The following is a 15261-nucleotide window of genomic DNA, read 5'->3' on the forward strand; positions in this document are numbered from 1 at the left end:
GCCAGTCGTGCCGGGAAGCCGCCGGTGGCGACCGGGCTCCAGCGTTCGGGGGTGATGCGGATGATGGACTTGCCCTGCTTGACCATCGCCTGCCGGTACTCGTCCCAGTCGGGGTGCTCGCCGGCGATGTTGCGGTAGTACTCGACCAGGGGCTCGACGGAGTCGGGGGTGTCGATGACCTCGGCCGTGCCGTCGATCTGGACCCAGGGGCCGTTCCAGTCGTCGCTCAGGACGATCAGGCTTACCCGGGGGTCACGCTTGGCGTTGCGGGTCTTGGCGCGTTCGGGGTAGGTGGAGACGACGATCCGGCCCGAGTCGTCGACCCCGCAGGTCAGCGGCGACCCCTGGGGGCCGCCGTCGGCCCGGCGGGTCAGCAGGATCGCGTGGTGGCGGGGGCGTACGAAGTCCAGCAACTCGTCGAGGGAGACGGCGGTGTTGGTCGCGATGTTCGGTGCCATACGGCCAGCCTAGGCCGCCCGCCACCGGATTGGCCGGTGCTACGCCGTCAGCGCCTCCGTCAGGTCGTCGTACACCGGGACGTCGCGGCGTACGCCGGTCAGTTCCAGGACGCGGCCGGGGAGTTCCTCGGGGTGGGCCACCACGCGTACCTGGGTGTCCGGGGGCAGGAGGCGGCGTACCTCGTGGATCAGGCGGGCGCCCTGGGAGTCGAGGAAGCCGGTGTCCGTGAGGTCCAGGACGAGTACGCGCAGGCGGCCGGCGCGTGCCTCGCTGAGGGACAGCACATGGGCGAGCAGGGCGTCGGCGTTGCAGAGGTCGATTTCCGGGGGCAGCGTGAGCAGGGTGCGACCGGGCAGGCCACTCGGGTCGCGGGGAGTCGGGAGGAAGGTCACGGCACTCACCTGACGGCAGACGGACGTCCGGATTCCTGACGGAATGGAACGCGGCCGCTTCCTGACCCTCGGCCCATTCCACCACGCGTCGTGCGGTCACGGAAGCGCGTGCTGCCGGGTCGTCGGGCGAAGGTCACCTTGCGGCAACGGAGCAGCTAGAGTGCTGTACGTCCTGTGCTCGCAGTCGGGAATGTGCTGCGGAGCTCTCCTGCGCATGGCCGTGAGGCCTTGCATGCCGAAGAGGTTCGTGGTGGCTGCGTCTGACTTTTCCGATGTGCCCGGTTTGCCGGTTGACTTCGAGCTGGCCGAGGCACTCACGGTGGCGGCTCGGCAACTGCACGAGACCACCACCTCGCACGGCACCCTGCGCACCGCGGTCAATCTGGCGGTTCACCTGCTGCCCGGCGCCGAGCACGCCGGCATCTCGGAGATCGAGCGCGGCGACCTGCGTCGCACGATCGCCTGGACCGACGAGGTGGTACGCACCGCCCAGTCACCGGACGGCGCCGAAGGCGCACCGCACTGGGAGCAGTTGTGGAACACCCCGGTGGCGCGGATAGAGGACAGCGGGACCGACGGCGGCGGTGGCCTGCTGTCGGACCTGGGGCTGCGCTCGGTCCTCTCCCTGCGGCTGCGCGCCGACCGCCGCCGGCTCACCGTGCTGACCGCCTACTCCCGCAAGCCGCGCGCCTTCGACGAGGCCACCACCCGGGTGGGCCGGCTGTTCACCGCCCATGTCAGCCTGGCCCTGCAGTCGGTGACCGTCCGCGAGCAGCTCACCGAGGCCATGCGCACCCGGGACCTGATCGGCCAGGCCACCGGCATCCTCATGGAACGCCTGGACATCGACGCGGCGGAGGCCTTCGACAGCCTGGTCCGCACCTCCCAGCGGGAGAACGTCAAGCTGCGTGACCTGGCCCGCCGCATCGTGGGCAACAAGGAAGGGGCCTGAGGCCCACGGGCCCGTCAAGAGGGAGGCGTGAAGGGGCCCACACCCTGCTTCAGCGGCCGGTGACGGGATATCCGATACGTCATGAGATCTGAGACCCCTGACACGCTGGACCGGGCGATGGCGCGCAGCGGTGGTCTCGACACGCTGCTGCGCGATCTGGCCGACCGTGCCGTGCACGAGGTGCCCGGCGTGGTGGCGTGCAGCATCACCGTGCGCCGTGCCGACCGGCTGCTCACCCTGGCGGGCAGCGGCGGCATGCCCGGCGGGCTGGACCAGCGGCAGTACGAGAACGGCGCGGGCCCGTGCGTCGACGCGGCCGGCACCGGGCAGGAGCAGTACGCGCCGGACCTGGCCCGGGAGACGCGCTGGCCGGCGTACCGGACGTACGCGCTCTCCGTCGGTGTCCGCAGTGTGCTGGCGATGCCGCTGGACGTCGAGGGGGAGACGGGCGCGGCCCTCAATCTCTACGCCGCCGAGCCGGGCGCCCTGGAGTCCGGCCACGAGCAGGCCCGGCGCTTCGCGGAGCGGGCCGCGGACACCGTGAACGTGGCCCTGCACATCGAGCGGAAGCAGCAGTCCGCCGCCGACGTGCGCGTCGCCCTGCTCTCCCGCAGCGTCATCGACCAGGCGATCGGCATCCTGATGGCCCGTGAGCGGGTCGACGCCCAGCGGGCCCTGGAGCGGCTGCGCCGTGCGTCCCAGGACCGCAACGTCAAGCTCCGCGACCTGTGCGCCGACCTGGTGACCCGGGTCGGCGGCACCCCGCCGCCCTCGCCGGAGCGGTCCTCGGCCGAGCGGTAGCGACTCAGCCGAGCGGCAGCGACTCGCCCTGTACGGCCTGGACGTCCAGCTCCACCTTCAGCGTCGTGCCGATGGCCGCGATGCCCGCCTGCAGGACCTGGTTGTAGTTCATCGCGAAGTCCTCGCGGTGCAGCTGAGCCGTCGCCCGGAAGGCCGCTCGGGTGCCGCCCCACGGGTCGGCGCCGGTGCCGAGGTAGGCCAGGTCGAGGTCGACGGGACGGACGATCCCGTGCATCGCGAGTTCGCCGTGCACGGTCCAGCGGTCGGAGCCGGTGGCCGTCAGACCCGTCGAGTGGTACGTGATCTCGGGGTGCCGCTCGACGTCCAGGAAGTCGGCGGAGCGCAGATGGGTGTCACGTGTGTCGTTGCCGGTGTCGACGGAGGCGGCACTGATGACCGCCTGGACACGGGACTTGGTGACGTCGTCGGGCGCGATCTCGATCGTGCCGGAGAAGTCCCTGAACCGGCCGCGCACACTGGAGATGCCCAGGTGCTGGGCGACGGCGGCCACCGAGGAGTGCGCGGGGTCGATGGTCCACGGTCCGGGCGGGGGCAGTTCGGTGCCGCCCTGCCGGGCCAGCGTCACCGTCCCGACCTCGGCCCGCCCGCTGGCGGTGACGAGGGCGCTCGCGGCGGCGGGCGCGTACCCGACGGCCGTGACGATCACCGTGTACGCTCCCGGCGCCAGCTCGGTGGTGTCCCGCACCGCGCCCTCGGCGTCCGCCTCGGCGCGCAGCACCTGCGTGCCCGTCATGTCGGTCACCGTGACGACCGCGTGCGACACGGCCCAACCGTCGCGGGTACGGATCCTCGCGGTCAGTCCCATCCCGTCAACTCCCTGAAAAGCTCTGAATAGCGCTATGAATCGCGCCCATGGAAGCCGGCCCGGGGCAGCGCGGGCTGCCCCGGGCCGGCCGTGGACTACTCGCCGGGGTGGGCGAGTTCGATGTCGTGGCCGTCGACTCCGCTGCCGGACAGCGTCAGGGCCGTGGCGGCCGGCGGGTAGCCCGTCGCGATGACGGTGTACTCGCCGCTGTCCAGGTCGGCGAAGGCGTACGCCCCGTCCTCCCCGGTGGTGGCCGTGCCGACCACGTTGCCCGCCGCGTCCACCAGGGTCACGCGGGCGTCGGCCAGCGGACCGTGCGGGGCGCGTACGACACCCTGGAGCTGGGCGCCGGCGTCCAGGTCGACCTCCAGCCGGGTGACGCCGGTGGCGCCGATCTCGACGGGCAGGGCGCGCGGCCGGAACCCGGCGGCGTTGACCGCGACGGTCACGACGCCCGGCACCAGTTCGGTGAAGGAGAAGTCGCCCTGCTCACCGGTGTTGCCGGTGGCCAGCAGATCGCCGCGCACATCGGTGACGATCACCATGGCGTCCTTGACCGGCAGCGCGCTCCCGGCCGCCCGGACCACACCGCTCAGCCCGCTGGTGCCGCTGAGCAGGATGTCGTACGACACCGGCTCCTCGCCCACCACCACGGTGGACGCCTGCGGCTGGTAGCCGTCGGCGGAGGCGATCAGGACGTAGGAGCCCGCGCCCGGGGCGCTCAGCGTGTAGGAGCCGTCGGCCTGCGCGACCGAGCGGCCGAGCTGGCGGCCGGAGAGCGAGATCAGGGTGACGGCGGCCTGCGGGACCGGGGCGCTCTCGGCGCCGCGGACGAAGCCGTGCAGCGGGGTGCCGCCGGACGCGGACTGCCCGGGCGCGGCGACCGTGGCGACGGCGGCGAGGCGCTGCGTGCCCTCGGGACCGGCCTCGGTGGTGGAGCCGGCGTCGGCCCAGCGGGGCACCCGCTGCTCCGCGGCGGGCTCGAAGACCTCGGCGGCGGGGGCCTGGGCCTCCGCGACGGCCGGGGCGGCGGCGGGGTCGACCGGTGCGGCCTCGCCCTCGGCGGCCTGCGCCAGCGCGCCCTTCGTCTTCAACGGGACCTCCTTGATGAACAGGGTGATCAGGAAGGCGATGGCCGCGAGGCCGCCGGCGATGAAGAAGACGTCGGCGATGCCGTGGCCGTACGCGCTCTCCAGGAGCGTGCGGATGGGCGCCGGCAGTTTGTCCATGTCGGGGATGCTGTCGGTGGAGCCCGATCCGGCGGCCAGGGCGGCCTGGTACTTGGGGCTCAGGGCGGAGACGCCGTCCTGGACGTAGTGCGTGATCCGGTGCGACATCACCGCGCCGAGGGCGGAGACGCCGACCGCACCGCCGAGGGAGCGGAAGAAGGTGACCGTGGAGCTGGCGGAGCCGAGGTCGGACGGAGCCACCTGGTTCTGCGTGGCGAGCACCAGGTTCTGCATCATCATGCCGATGCCGAGACCCAGCAGCGCCATGAAGATGGCCATCTTCCAGTAGTCGGTGTCGTAGCGGATGCCGCCCAGCAGGCACAGGCCGGCCGTCACCAGGACGCCACCGCTGACCAGCCAGGCCTTCCAGCGGCCGGTGCGGGTGATGAACTGACCCGAGACGGTCGAGGAGACGAACAGACCGCCGATCATCGGGATGGTCATGACGCCGGACATCGTCGGGGACTTGTCGCGGGCGAGCTGGAAGTACTGGCTGAAGAACACCGTGCCGGTGAACATCGCGACACCGACGAACAGCGAGGCGAGCGACGCCAGCGTGATGGTGCTGTTCTTGAACAGGCGCAGCGGGATGATCGGCTCGCTCGCCTTGGACTCGACGAGCACGAACAGCGCGCCGAGGACGATCGAGCCGCCGACCATCGCGTACGTCTGCCAGGACAGCCAGTCGTACTTGTCACCGGCGAAGGTGACCCAGACCAGCAGCAGGGAGACGGCGGCGGAGATGAAGAACGCCCCGCCCCAGTCGACCTTGACGTCCCGCTTCACCACGGGCAGGTGCAGGGTCTTCTGCAGCACGATCAGCGCGATGACGGCGAAGGGCACGCCGACGTAGAAGCACCAGCGCCAGCCCAGCCACGAGGTGTCGGTGATGACACCGCCGAGCAGCGGGCCGCCGACGGTGGCGATGGCGAAGGTGGCGCCGAGGTAGCCGGAGTAACGGCCGCGCTCACGCGGGGAGATCATCGCCGCCATGACGATCTGGGCCAGGGCGGACAGACCGCCGACGCCGATGCCCTGCACGACACGGCAGGCGATCAGCATGCCCGGGTTCTGCGACAGGCCGGCGGCGGCCGAGCCCAGCACATAGATGACCAGGGCTATCTGGACGAGCGCCTTCTTGCTGTACAGGTCGGCGAGCTTGCCCCACAGGGGAGTGGCCGCGGTCATCGACAGCAGGGCGGCGGTGACGACCCAGGTGTAGGCGGACTGGCCGCCGCCGAGGTCGCTGATGATGTGCGGCAGGGCGTTGGTGACGATCGTGGACGACAGGATCGCCACGAACATGCCGAGCAGCAGCCCGGAGATCGCCTCCATGATCTGCCGGTGCGTCATCGGGGCGTCGGCGCCTGCGCCTCCCCCGTGCTTGGCGTGAGCCCGCACACCGGCTGGTGTGGTCGTTGCCATGGGCTTCCTTTTCCTACGTCTTATGCGGGTGTACGGGTGGTGGTCTCGAGTACGGGTGTGGCGGCCGTCGGTCTGTGGGGGGTCCGGCAGTCGCCGAAGCTCGCCCTGAGCCGGGTCATGAGCCTGATCAGCTGGCCCACCTCCTCGTCGGTCCAGTCGCTCAGCCGCTCGGCCAGCAGCTCGCTGCTGCGCCGGGACAGCTCGCAGACCTTGTCCTCGCCCGCCGGGGTGAGACGCAGGATGCGCGAGCGCTTGTCCGCCGGGTCGGGTGCCCGTTCGATCCAGCCCCGCTCGGCGACGTGCGTCACGTGCCGGCTGGTGACCGACATGTCCACGGCCAGCAACTCGGCGAGCTTGCTCATGCGCATGTCCCCATGCCGGCCGAGCAGCGTCAGCACGCCGGCGGAACCGGCCGGGCAGTCGGGCGGCAGGATCCGTCCCAGGTCCCGTTTCACGGCGCCGAAGGCGCTGAGCTGACGCGCCAGCTCTTCGAACTGCGTCTGCTGCGCCATCACACCTCCCGTATTCGTTGCTTGTGGCAACCATAAAGGTGATTGGTTGCTGCAGGCAAATATGATCGGGGTCGACGGCATAAAAACTTGGCAAAGGCAAGTACTGCGTCAGTAAACGAGCAGGTGGCCACGGCTCCTGGGTGCATGCCGCCCACACTCAGCCCCAGCCGGCTCCCACCCGGCCCCCCACTTGGGCCGTCCCCCGCGATTCGCTAGTGTCTCGGGCCATGGCTAACACCCAGGGCCCCCAGGGCAACTACGACCCCGCAGGCAGCACCCAGATGTTCCGCGCGTTCGTCGACGAGGCCCCCCAGGGGCGGCAGCAGGCGGCCACCTCGTCCGGCCCCCGCGTCGGTCTGATCGTCGGCGTCGTCGCGGCGATCGTCGTCGTGGCGGTGGTGGCCTGGCTCGCGCTCATGTAACCGCCCGCGGCTCCTTCCACTCCACGTCCACGTCGCGCGTCTCGACGTGCATGCCGAGGGGCACCCTCCAGGCGGCGACGCACACCGTCCAGGTGTGCTCCTTGTGTGCCCCGGCACCGATCGGCGCCGGCAGGTCCTCGGCCGACCCGACGGTCGCCCAGTCGGTGCCGAGCGCGTCGACGATGTGCGTCCCGAAGTGCACCGTGCCCGAACGGACGGCCGTTCCGCCCGAGTTGTGGAAGTCCACGGTCACGTCCTCGCACCAGCGTCTGTCCGTGGGCGCACGGGCGGGTTCGCCCCAGGTGAGAGCGGCCGGGCCGGGAGCGGGTGTGGAGGAGGGCGGCTCCGGCGCCGAGGAGGACGGCCCCGACGTGGGGGCGGACGGCTTCGGGGTCGTACGTCCACCGGACTCGGGGACTCCGCCGGCACCGGGTGAAGTGGGGCCGGGCCCCTGTCCGGAGCCGGACGGCTCACTGCGGCCACCCGGCGCGGCGCCGCTCGTCGAGGGAGCGCCGCTGTTCCGGCCCGTGGTCCTGCTGCCGTCTCTCGCGGTGCCGTCGAGCGGCACCAGCGTCACCGCGTCCGTGGGGCCCGCCCCCGTGGCCGACGTGCCCGGCGTGCCGCCCACCGGGCCGACCGCGGCGTAACCTTCGCCACCGCCGCTTCCGCACGCGGACAGGGCCGCGCCGAGGAGGACGACGGCCGCCGACGCTGCCGTGACGACGGCGCACCGGCGGCCATGAGTCGGGCCTGTCGGTTCTTTCGGTCCTGTCGATCCCGCAGGACCTGTCGCTCCCGTCGCGCGAAGCATCACGCCATACTGGCTGACACTCCGTCAGACGGGAAGGGCTGCGGTCAGTCCGAGATCAGACCGTCCCTGAGCTGTGCCAGGGTCCGGGTCAGCAGCCGGGAGACGTGCATCTGAGAGATGCCGACCTCCTCGCCGATCTGGGACTGGGTCATGTTGGCGAAGAAGCGCAGCATGATGATCCGCCGCTCCCGGGGCGGGAGCTTGGCCAGCAGCGGCTTCAGGGACTCCCGGTACTCCACGCCCTCCAGGGCGCTGTCCTCGTAGCCGAGCCGGTCGGCCAGGGAGCCCTCGCCGCCGTCGTCCTCGGGGGCGGGGGAGTCCAGCGAGGACGCCGTGTAGGCGTTCCCGACCGCCAGGCCGTCCACGACGTCTTCCTCGGACACGCCCAGCACGGCGGCGAGTTCGGTCACCGTCGGGGAGCGGTCCAGCTTCTGGGAGAGCTCGTCGCTGGCCTTGGTGAGGGCCAGCCGCAGCTCCTGCAGGCGGCGCGGGACGCGGACCGACCAGGAGGTGTCGCGGAAGAACCGCTTGATCTCGCCCACGACCGTGGGCATCGCGAACGTCGGGAACTCCACGCCGCGCTCGCAGTCGAAGCGGTCGATCGCCTTGATCAGGCCGATGGTGCCGACCTGGACGATGTCCTCCATCGGTTCGTTGCGGCTGCGGAAGCGGGCCGCCGCGTACCGGACGAGGGGGAGGTTGAGTTCGATCAGCGTGTCCCGGACGTAGGCGCGCTCGGGGCTGTTCTCGTCGAGCGCGGCGAGCCGCAGGAACAGGGAGCGGGACAGCGTGCGGGTGTCGATGTCCGCCGAGACCGGCAGGGCCGGGGTGTCGGCGGCCGGGATGGCCGGGGCCTGCGCGGAGTCGAGGGGCGTGACGTCGTCGATCACGTCGAGCACATCGAGCTCCTTGGGTGCTGCCTCGCTCATGGTGGGCGTGAGCACCTTCGAGCTGCCCTGTTCTGCGGACATGCCACCCCCTTTGGGTCGCGGGACGATCGCGGCTGCGCTCTGACGAAGGAACGCAGCCCTCACCTGAATACCGGAGCCGAAGCCGCGGCAAACGCGCTTCCCGCAGAATGTCACATGTCGGCAACACGCTGTAGTGACATGTCGACACACAGGAAGCGAATCGGCCCTGGAAAAAAGGGGTCTGACGGTTTTTCGGGGCACAACTGCCGGGAAGTTCCCCGGTGAGTGATTCGCTCGCGCCGGTTATGACTCGATCCTGCTTGCGAGTCTTATCCGTGATACCCCGCGTGATGCCGTGCGCACTCCGGTGCGCCCCCTGCGCCCCCCGTGCCTCGGCTTATGCCTCGATCCGGTTGGCGGAACGCAGTCGCTGGAAGCTGCGTGCGAGGAGGCGGGACACGTGCATCTGGGAGACGCCGAGTTCCGCGCTGATCTGTGACTGGGTGAGATTGCTGTAGTAGCGCAGAAGCAGAATTCGCTGTTCTCTCTCGGGGAGCTGGACCAGGAGGTGGCGTACGAGGTCGCGGTGTTCCACCCCGTCCAGGGCCGGGTCCTCGTAGCCGATGCGGTCGAGCAGTCCCGGCAGTCCGTCGCCCTCCTGCGCGGCCTCCAGCGAGGTCGCGTGGTACGAGCGGCCGGCCTCGATGCAGGAGAGCACCTCCTCCTCGCTGATGCGCAGCCGCTCGGCGATCTCGGCGGTGGTCGGGGTGCGCCCCAGGGCCGTGGTCAGGTCCTCGGTGGCGCTGTTGACCTGCACCCACAGCTCGTGCAGCCGGCGCGGTACGTGGACGGTGCGGACGTTGTCCCGGAAGTACCGCTTGATCTCACCGACCACCGTCGGCATCGCGAAGGTCGGGAACTGCACGCCCCGGTCGGGGTCGAAGCGGTCGATGGCGTTGATCAGGCCGATGGTGCCGACCTGGACGACGTCCTCCATGGGCTCGTTGCGGGAGCGGAAACGGGCGGCCGCGTACCGCACGAGGGGCAGGTTCGCCTCGATCAGCGCCCCGCGGACCCGGGTGTGCTCCGGGCTTCCCGGCGTCAGCTCCTTGAGCTGGGCGAAGAGCACCTGGGTGAGCGCGCGGGTGTCGGCGCCGCGGCGCTTCTCCGGAGCGGGTGCCTCCTCCTGGGGCGGCGCAGTACTGGCCGACACGGTCAACGCCACCTCTTCATCGGTCCTCCGTCAAAAGGCGGTCATAGCATCACAAGACATGTGCACTGTGTGCAAGCACCGCATAACCCCGTGTTGAGGACAAGTTGGGGCAAAAACCACCCGCAAGAAGCAGTGCGCCAGAAGCAGCGCAGCCCCCCGCCGTACCGGCGGAGGGCTGAAGAGGCAGGGGCCCGTGGGTTCAGAACTCGTAGTCGGCGATCACCCATGTGGCGAACTCCCGCCACAGTCCGACGCCCGCCTGGTGGTCCGGGTGTTCCACGTAACGGCGCAGCGCCTCGGCGTCGTCGAAGGCGGAGTTGATGGCGAAGTCGTAGGCGATGGGCCGGTCGCTGGTGTTCCAGCCCAGCTCCCAGTGGCGGATCTCGGGGATCCTGCCGTCCAGGGCGCGGAAGGCCGCCTCGCCCGCGACGACCCGGGGATCGTCGCGCCCGACGCCCTCGTGGAGCTTGAACAGGACCAGGTGGCGGATCATGGGCTCCAGCTCTTCCCGCTAGTTCTTCGCTCCGTCGGCGACCCAGGTCATGAAGTCGCCGATGGCCTTTGCGGCATCCGATATGCCCTGGAAGCCTATCTGCACGTAGTCGGCGGCCTTTGCCGGGTCTGTGATGATCACGTACAGAGCGAAGACCACGAGCACGTACACGGTGATCTTCTTGGCGTTCACCGCCACCGCGGCCTCCCCTGTCGCTGACTGTGCCGTGCGCTGCTGACTGTGCCGTGCGCTGCTGACCGCGCTGAGCGCTGTTGATAATCGCACAAAGGGCCCCGTCCAACGGACGGGGCCCTTTCCAAGCGGTAGCGGAGGGATTTGAACCCTCGGTGACTTGCGCCACACTCGCTTTCGAGGCGAGCTCCTTCGGCCGCTCGGACACGCTACCGAGGGAGACCTTACAGCAAGGTGGGCCGTGGTCCGAAATCCTTTCCGGGGCCCCTGAATGGCCTGGCTTCAGCGCTCCCGGAAAAAGTCGGTGAGGAGCCGGGCGCAGTCCTCGGCCAGCACGCCCTCGACGACCTCGGGGCGGTGGTTGAGCCGCCGGTCGCGGACCAGGTCCCAGAGCGAACCGGCCGCGCCCGCCTTCTCGTCACGGGCGCCGTAGACCACCCGGTCCACTCGGGCCTGCACGAGCGCGCCCGCGCACATGGTGCAGGGCTCCAGCGTGACCACGAGCGTGCATCCGGCCAGCCGCCACTCCCCGAGTTTCGCCGCGGCCCGCCGCAGCGCCAGCACCTCGGCGTGGGCCGTCGGGTCGCCGGTGGCCTCGCGTTCGTTGTGCCCGGTCGCGAGCACCGTCGTACCGTCCCTGGACAGCACGACGGCGCCGACGGGAACGTCCCCGCCCCGGACGGCCGTTCGGGCTTCGTCCAGGGCGAGCCGCATGGCGGCCCGCCAGCGGTCGCGTACCGGGTCCGGTGTCCTGTCCCGGGATGCCTCGTCCGGGTCCGGGGCGGTCAGCGGACGGTCTCCAGCACCTCCGAGGCGCCCAGGGCCTCGGCGATGGTGCCCAGCGCGTCGTCCGCGTCCAGGGCGCGCAGCTCCTTCTCGCCGATGCCCAGGTCGTCGAGGATCTCGCTGTCGCCCACCGGGCTGTGCGGCACCGAGTCGGCGGAGGAGCCGTCCTCGTCGTCATCGTCGTCGGACTCGCCCTCCTCGGTGCCGTCGAGGTCCAGCGCGTCCAGGTCGGGGCCGTCGGAGCCGGGCTCCCGGCCGAGCAGCTCGTCGGTGAGCAGCAGCTCGCCGTACGCGCTGCGGGCGGCGGCGGCGGCGTCCGAGACGTAGATGCGAGGGTCGTCCTCGCCGTCCACGCGGACGACGCCGAACCAGGCGTCCTCCTGCTCGATCAGAACGAGCACCGTGTCCTCGTCGGGAGAGGCTTCCCGGGCCAGGTCGGCCAGATCCGACAGGGTCTCCACATCGTCGAGCTCTGTGTCGCTCGCTTCCCACCCGTCTTCGGTGCGCGCGAGCAGTGCGGCGAAGTACACCGTGACTCTCCCACTGGTCATAGGCGTGCCGGTTGGGGGTCCCCCCGGCGGAGGTTCTGGGCGGAGAGAGCTCTGGCTCCGAGCCCCACCCACTCGGAATCGTGGCAGAAACAAGGCGTTCAGGGGACGTCTTCCGCTCCCTGTGTCCGGCAGTTTTGATCGCATGGACGCATACGGGTATCCGCGCGTCCATGACGGAGTCACCAGCGCACTCGTTGCCGCCACCTGCGGATCGTACGCGGCTTTTCCCGCCGCCCACGCACAGCGTTACCGGGAACACCCCAGGAAAGGCGGATCTTCCTACCAGCGGAACGTGCGCATGCGCATGGCGTGGCGGAGTCTGGCCACCTTCGCCCGGCGGGGCTGGACCCGGTCGCGCAGCTCCCGGGCCTCGGCGAGCTCGCGCAGGAACCGCGCGCGGCGGCGCCGGCGCTCGGCGTCCGTCTCCGGCTGCGCCGTGTGCGTGTCGTTCACGGAGGCGTCCTCGGGCATGTCGGATTGGTTCTCTGGCAGGTCAGACACAGTCACACCACCCCAGTCCGTCTCTCCACTTTCCCCCGGAGGGGTGGTTTGATGCCAGAGCGAGCGGTGGTGTGACGCGGTTACTGTTATGGGCATGCGTCTCCACGTCGTCGACCACCCCCTGGTCGCCCACAAGCTCACCACCCTGCGCGACCGCCGCACCGACTCCCCGACCTTCCGCCGGCTGGCCGACGAACTGGTCACCCTGCTCGCCTACGAGGCCACGCGGGACGTGCGCACCGAAGCGGTCGACATCGAGACCCCGGTCGCCACGACCACCGGCGTCAAACTCGCCCGTCCGCGCCCGCTCGTCGTCCCCATCCTGCGGGCCGGTCTCGGCATGCTGGACGGCATGATGCGGCTGCTGCCGACCGCCGAGGTGGGCTTCCTGGGAATGATCCGCAACGAGGAGACGCTCCAGGCGTCCACGTACGCCACCCGCATGCCGGAGGACCTCTCCGGCCGTCAGGTGTACGTCCTGGACCCGATGCTGGCCACCGGCGGCACGCTGGTCGCGGCGATCCAGGAGCTGATCAGGCGCGGCGCCGACGACGTGACGGCCGTGGTGCTGCTGGCCGCGCCGGAGGGCGTCGAGGTGATGGAGCGCGAGCTGGCGGGCACCCCGGTGACCGTCGTCACGGCGGCCGTCGACGAGCGCCTCAACGAGCACGGCTACATCGTGCCGGGCCTGGGGGACGCGGGCGACCGGCTGTACGGGGCGGCCGAGTAGGCCGTCAGCAGTCCTTCTTCTTCACGGTGGACGCCGGCGCGGGCGCGGACAGCTCGGCGACGGCCTTGTCGGCGTCCGCCCGCTTGCTGAGGTTCTTGAACCCGTCGCCGATGATCAGGTCGACGGCGTCGCCCTTGCGGGTGGCGTCGGTGTGCTGCTCGGTGCCGGTGAGCTGCGCGGCGACGACGGGCAGCGAGGTGTTCAGGGCCGACGCGGGGCCCAGGAGCACGCCGGGGCCCTTCACCTTCTTGTCGTACTGCTTGGCCGCGTTGCCCACGTCACCGATGCGGAACCCGCGCTTCTTCAGCTCGTCCGCGGTGGCCTTGGCCAGGCCGGTGCGGGCCGTGGCGTTGTAGACGTTGACGGTGATCTTCCCGGGCGCGGGCAGCGGCTTCGTGTGCGCGGCGGGGCTCGCCTTGGTCGTGCAGTCTTTCTTGGCGCCGACCGTCTCGGACTTCCCGCCGCCGGTGAACACGTCGATGAGCTGCAGCGTGCCCCAGCCGGCGACCCCCAGTGCGGCGACGCCGGCCACGGCCATGAAGGCGAGCCTGCCGCGCCTGCGGGGAGGGCGCATCCGCGGGTACTTGCCCCCCGTGATCCGGTACTGGCCGCCCATGCCGGGGGGAGTCAGCATGCTCATGAGCGCAGCGTAGTGCGCCCGGGCGACGATTCCTACTAGATGATCATTCGACGCCGGTCAGCAGAACCCGAAAGGGGCAATTCGCGGTGCGCCGGCCGATTCAGTCGAGCTCGAGCACGCGGGCGTGCAGGACCTGACGCTGCTGGAGGGCGGCGCGGACCGCGCGGTGCAGGCCGTCCTCCAGGTACAGGTCGCCCTGCCACTTCACGACGTGCGCGAAGAGGTCGCCGTAGAAGGTCGAGTCCTCGGCGAGAAGGGTTTCCAGGTCGAGCTGGCCCTTGGTCGTCACGAGCTGATCGAGGCGGACCGGGCGCGGCGCGACGTCCGCCCACTGCCGGGTGCTTTCCCGGCCGTGGTCGGGGTACGGCCGGCCGTTTCCGATGCGCTTGAAGATCACACGGAAAGCCTACCGGTCCCGACGTTCCGGGCGCAGCCCAGGCGACACAGCGCGGCGTTGGAAAAGACACCGTATACGGGTCATACCCGTCGTGGGCGGGTCGCGAATCGTTGTGCACAGGCTGTGGACCGAGGCTGTGTTGCTCGTGTGGGCACGGGGTTCGGCGTCCGGCGTGTGCTCCGGGATCCGTGGCCGGTGGTCGGCGAGGTCTTGCTCGGGGCTTCCGGGGCCTCCTGGAACGGTGGCCGGGGCCCGGGCGGGCAGGGACCGGGGGGGGGGGTCCGCCTACTTGCCGGAGGCCTTCGCCGCCTTCATTTCCTGTTTGTGGGCGCGCACCTTGGCCAGTGAGTCAGGGCCGGTGATGTCGGCGACGGAGCGGAAGGACTGCGGCTCGCCGTAGGGGCCGGCGGCCTCGCGCCAGCCCTCGGGCCGCACGCCGAGCTGTTTGCCCAGCAGGGCGAGGAAGATCTGGGCCTTCTGCTTGCCGAACCCGGGCAGGTCCTGGAGCCGGCGGAGCAGTTCCCGTCCGTCGTCGACGCCCTTCCAGACGAGCTCGGCGTCTCCGTCGTAGTGCTCGACGAGGTACTGGCACAGCTGCTGGATCCTCCCCCACTCTCGGCTTCGCTCGAGCGGGGGGACCCCCATGGCCATCGACCCCGGGTAGCGGTGCACGGCCGGTTTCTCCGACAGCAGCGCGGCGAAGGCCTCCGGGTCCCGGGCGGCGATGTCGTGCGCGTCGAGGTCGTCGGCGCCCATCCGCCGGGCGATGGTCGACGGCCCCTTGAACGCCCACTCCATCGGGACCTGCTGGTCCAGCAGCATGCCGGTCAGCGCCGCGAGCGGGGACCGCCCGAGGAGCTCGTCGGCCTCGGGGTCCTGGGCGAGGTGCAGGGTGACGTCCATGACCCCGATCATCCCCCGGTCCGGGCACCCGCGCCCCTCCGCCCGTCGCGTACGATCACGCCAGGACAGGGAGTTAGGGAAGGCTAACCTAAAGGTCGATCGAGGGGTGGCGGCA

The 15261-nt window shown here is 70.7% G+C and carries 21 protein-coding genes and 1 tRNA gene; 5 read left to right on the top strand and 17 right to left on the bottom strand.

The window, feature by feature from the left end; genetic code table 11:
• Positions 1 to 458 (bottom strand): PPOX class F420-dependent oxidoreductase (locus tag ACFY0F_RS33380; RefSeq protein WP_388802832.1); only part of this gene is annotated, 458 nt, incomplete at its 3' end.
• A 39-nt stretch (positions 459 to 497) separates the two neighbouring features.
• A complete protein-coding gene (locus tag ACFY0F_RS33385) occupies positions 498 to 851 on the bottom strand; it encodes an STAS domain-containing protein (RefSeq protein WP_388802835.1) in 354 nt (117 codons plus the stop codon).
• 232 nt (positions 852 to 1083) lie between these two features.
• Between ACFY0F_RS33385 and ACFY0F_RS33390 the strand changes: the two genes are divergently transcribed.
• Together ACFY0F_RS33390 and ACFY0F_RS33395 are read left to right on the top strand one after the other, a co-directional pair.
• Entirely contained in the window at positions 1084 to 1803 is a 720-nt protein-coding gene (locus ACFY0F_RS33390) for an ANTAR domain-containing protein (protein WP_388802837.1), read from the top strand.
• Between the two features lie 81 nt (positions 1804 to 1884).
• On the top strand, positions 1885 to 2604 hold the full coding sequence (locus ACFY0F_RS33395; protein ID WP_388802839.1) for a GAF and ANTAR domain-containing protein: 720 nt from the start codon (positions 1885 to 1887) through the stop codon (positions 2602 to 2604).
• A 4-nt stretch (positions 2605 to 2608) separates the two neighbouring features.
• On the opposite strand, the gene ACFY0F_RS33400 is transcribed toward ACFY0F_RS33395, so the two are convergent.
• The 3 genes from ACFY0F_RS33400 to ACFY0F_RS33410 form a co-directional block, all read right to left on the bottom strand.
• Positions 2609 to 3430 carry a YceI family protein gene (locus tag ACFY0F_RS33400; RefSeq protein WP_388802841.1) on the bottom strand — a complete coding sequence of 274 codons (822 nt, stop codon included), beginning with the start codon at positions 3428 to 3430 and terminating at the stop codon, positions 2609 to 2611.
• 95 nt (positions 3431 to 3525) lie between these two features.
• Positions 3526 to 6084 (bottom strand): MFS transporter, encoded by a 2559-nt coding sequence (locus ACFY0F_RS33405; RefSeq protein ID WP_388802844.1) that lies wholly within the window; start codon positions 6082 to 6084, stop codon positions 3526 to 3528.
• 20 nt (positions 6085 to 6104) lie between these two features.
• Positions 6105 to 6596, bottom strand: a complete 492-nt coding sequence (locus tag ACFY0F_RS33410) for a MarR family winged helix-turn-helix transcriptional regulator (RefSeq protein ID WP_388802847.1) — start codon at positions 6594 to 6596, stop codon at positions 6105 to 6107.
• Positions 6597 to 6823: 227 nt separating this feature from the next.
• Between ACFY0F_RS33410 and ACFY0F_RS33415 the strand changes: the two genes are divergently transcribed.
• Positions 6824 to 7018: a hypothetical protein gene (locus ACFY0F_RS33415; RefSeq protein ID WP_388802850.1), complete on the top strand. Its 195-nt coding sequence runs from the start codon at positions 6824 to 6826 to the stop codon at positions 7016 to 7018.
• Here ACFY0F_RS33415 and ACFY0F_RS33420 read toward each other — a convergent pair.
• Positions 7011 to 7265, bottom strand: a complete 255-nt coding sequence (locus ACFY0F_RS33420; RefSeq protein WP_388802853.1) for a hypothetical protein — start codon at positions 7263 to 7265, stop codon at positions 7011 to 7013. The genes ACFY0F_RS33415 and ACFY0F_RS33420 overlap by 8 nt on opposite strands.
• A 28-nt stretch (positions 7266 to 7293) precedes the next feature.
• Here ACFY0F_RS33420 and ACFY0F_RS33425 point away from each other — a divergent pair, with 28 nt between their 5' ends.
• Entirely contained in the window at positions 7294 to 7665 is a 372-nt protein-coding gene (locus tag ACFY0F_RS33425; RefSeq protein ID WP_388802856.1) for a hypothetical protein, read from the top strand.
• A 208-nt stretch (positions 7666 to 7873) separates the two neighbouring features.
• Here the strand turns inward: ACFY0F_RS33425 and ACFY0F_RS33430 are convergent, their stop codons facing one another.
• The 8 genes from ACFY0F_RS33430 to ACFY0F_RS33465 all read right to left on the bottom strand — a co-directional run bounded on the left by ACFY0F_RS33430 (position 7874) and on the right by ACFY0F_RS33465 (position 12446).
• Complete coding sequence (locus ACFY0F_RS33430; RefSeq protein ID WP_388802858.1) at positions 7874 to 8800, bottom strand: RNA polymerase sigma factor SigF; 927 nt, start codon at positions 8798 to 8800, stop codon at positions 7874 to 7876.
• Between the two features lie 337 nt (positions 8801 to 9137).
• Positions 9138 to 9959, bottom strand: coding sequence for an RNA polymerase sigma factor SigF (locus tag ACFY0F_RS33435; RefSeq protein ID WP_388803053.1), 822 nt, complete (start codon positions 9957 to 9959; stop codon positions 9138 to 9140).
• A 193-nt stretch (positions 9960 to 10152) separates the two neighbouring features.
• Positions 10153 to 10446, bottom strand: a complete 294-nt coding sequence (locus ACFY0F_RS33440; protein WP_388802861.1) for a Dabb family protein — start codon at positions 10444 to 10446, stop codon at positions 10153 to 10155.
• 18 nt (positions 10447 to 10464) lie between these two features.
• The gene (locus ACFY0F_RS33445) at positions 10465 to 10644 is read right to left on the bottom strand and encodes a hypothetical protein (RefSeq protein WP_388802864.1); all 180 of its coding nucleotides are present in this window, start codon (positions 10642 to 10644) and stop codon (positions 10465 to 10467) included.
• Between the two features lie 123 nt (positions 10645 to 10767).
• Positions 10768 to 10852, bottom strand: a tRNA-Ser gene (locus ACFY0F_RS33450).
• Between the two features lie 68 nt (positions 10853 to 10920).
• Positions 10921 to 11352 (bottom strand): tRNA adenosine(34) deaminase TadA, encoded by a 432-nt coding sequence (tadA, locus tag ACFY0F_RS33455; RefSeq protein WP_388802867.1) that lies wholly within the window; start codon positions 11350 to 11352, stop codon positions 10921 to 10923.
• A 71-nt stretch (positions 11353 to 11423) separates the two neighbouring features.
• Positions 11424 to 11954 carry a hypothetical protein gene (locus tag ACFY0F_RS33460; RefSeq protein ID WP_388803056.1) on the bottom strand — a complete coding sequence of 177 codons (531 nt, stop codon included), beginning with the start codon at positions 11952 to 11954 and terminating at the stop codon, positions 11424 to 11426.
• 300 nt (positions 11955 to 12254) lie between these two features.
• Positions 12255 to 12446, bottom strand: coding sequence for a hypothetical protein (locus ACFY0F_RS33465; protein ID WP_388802870.1), 192 nt, complete (start codon positions 12444 to 12446; stop codon positions 12255 to 12257).
• Between the two features lie 124 nt (positions 12447 to 12570).
• Between ACFY0F_RS33465 and upp the strand changes: the two genes are divergently transcribed.
• Positions 12571 to 13206 (top strand): uracil phosphoribosyltransferase, encoded by a 636-nt coding sequence (gene upp / locus ACFY0F_RS33470; RefSeq protein ID WP_388802873.1) that lies wholly within the window; start codon positions 12571 to 12573, stop codon positions 13204 to 13206.
• A gap of 4 nt (positions 13207 to 13210) precedes the next feature.
• On the opposite strand, the gene ACFY0F_RS33475 is transcribed toward upp, so the two are convergent.
• The 3 genes from ACFY0F_RS33475 to ACFY0F_RS33485 all read right to left on the bottom strand — a co-directional run bounded on the left by ACFY0F_RS33475 (position 13211) and on the right by ACFY0F_RS33485 (position 15146).
• Positions 13211 to 13822 carry a LytR C-terminal domain-containing protein gene (locus ACFY0F_RS33475; RefSeq protein ID WP_388803060.1) on the bottom strand — a complete coding sequence of 204 codons (612 nt, stop codon included), beginning with the start codon at positions 13820 to 13822 and terminating at the stop codon, positions 13211 to 13213.
• Positions 13823 to 13946: 124 nt separating this feature from the next.
• Entirely contained in the window at positions 13947 to 14243 is a 297-nt protein-coding gene (locus ACFY0F_RS33480; protein WP_003999914.1) for a type II toxin-antitoxin system VapB family antitoxin, read from the bottom strand.
• Positions 14244 to 14528: 285 nt separating this feature from the next.
• Positions 14529 to 15146 carry an HhH-GPD-type base excision DNA repair protein gene (locus ACFY0F_RS33485; protein ID WP_388802876.1) on the bottom strand — a complete coding sequence of 206 codons (618 nt, stop codon included), beginning with the start codon at positions 15144 to 15146 and terminating at the stop codon, positions 14529 to 14531.
• Positions 15147 to 15261: the final 115 nt, after the last annotated feature.

The sequence above is a fragment of the Streptomyces sp. NPDC001544 genome, assembly GCF_042894285.1.
In the GTDB taxonomy this organism is placed as follows: domain Bacteria; phylum Actinomycetota; class Actinomycetes; order Streptomycetales; family Streptomycetaceae; genus Streptomyces.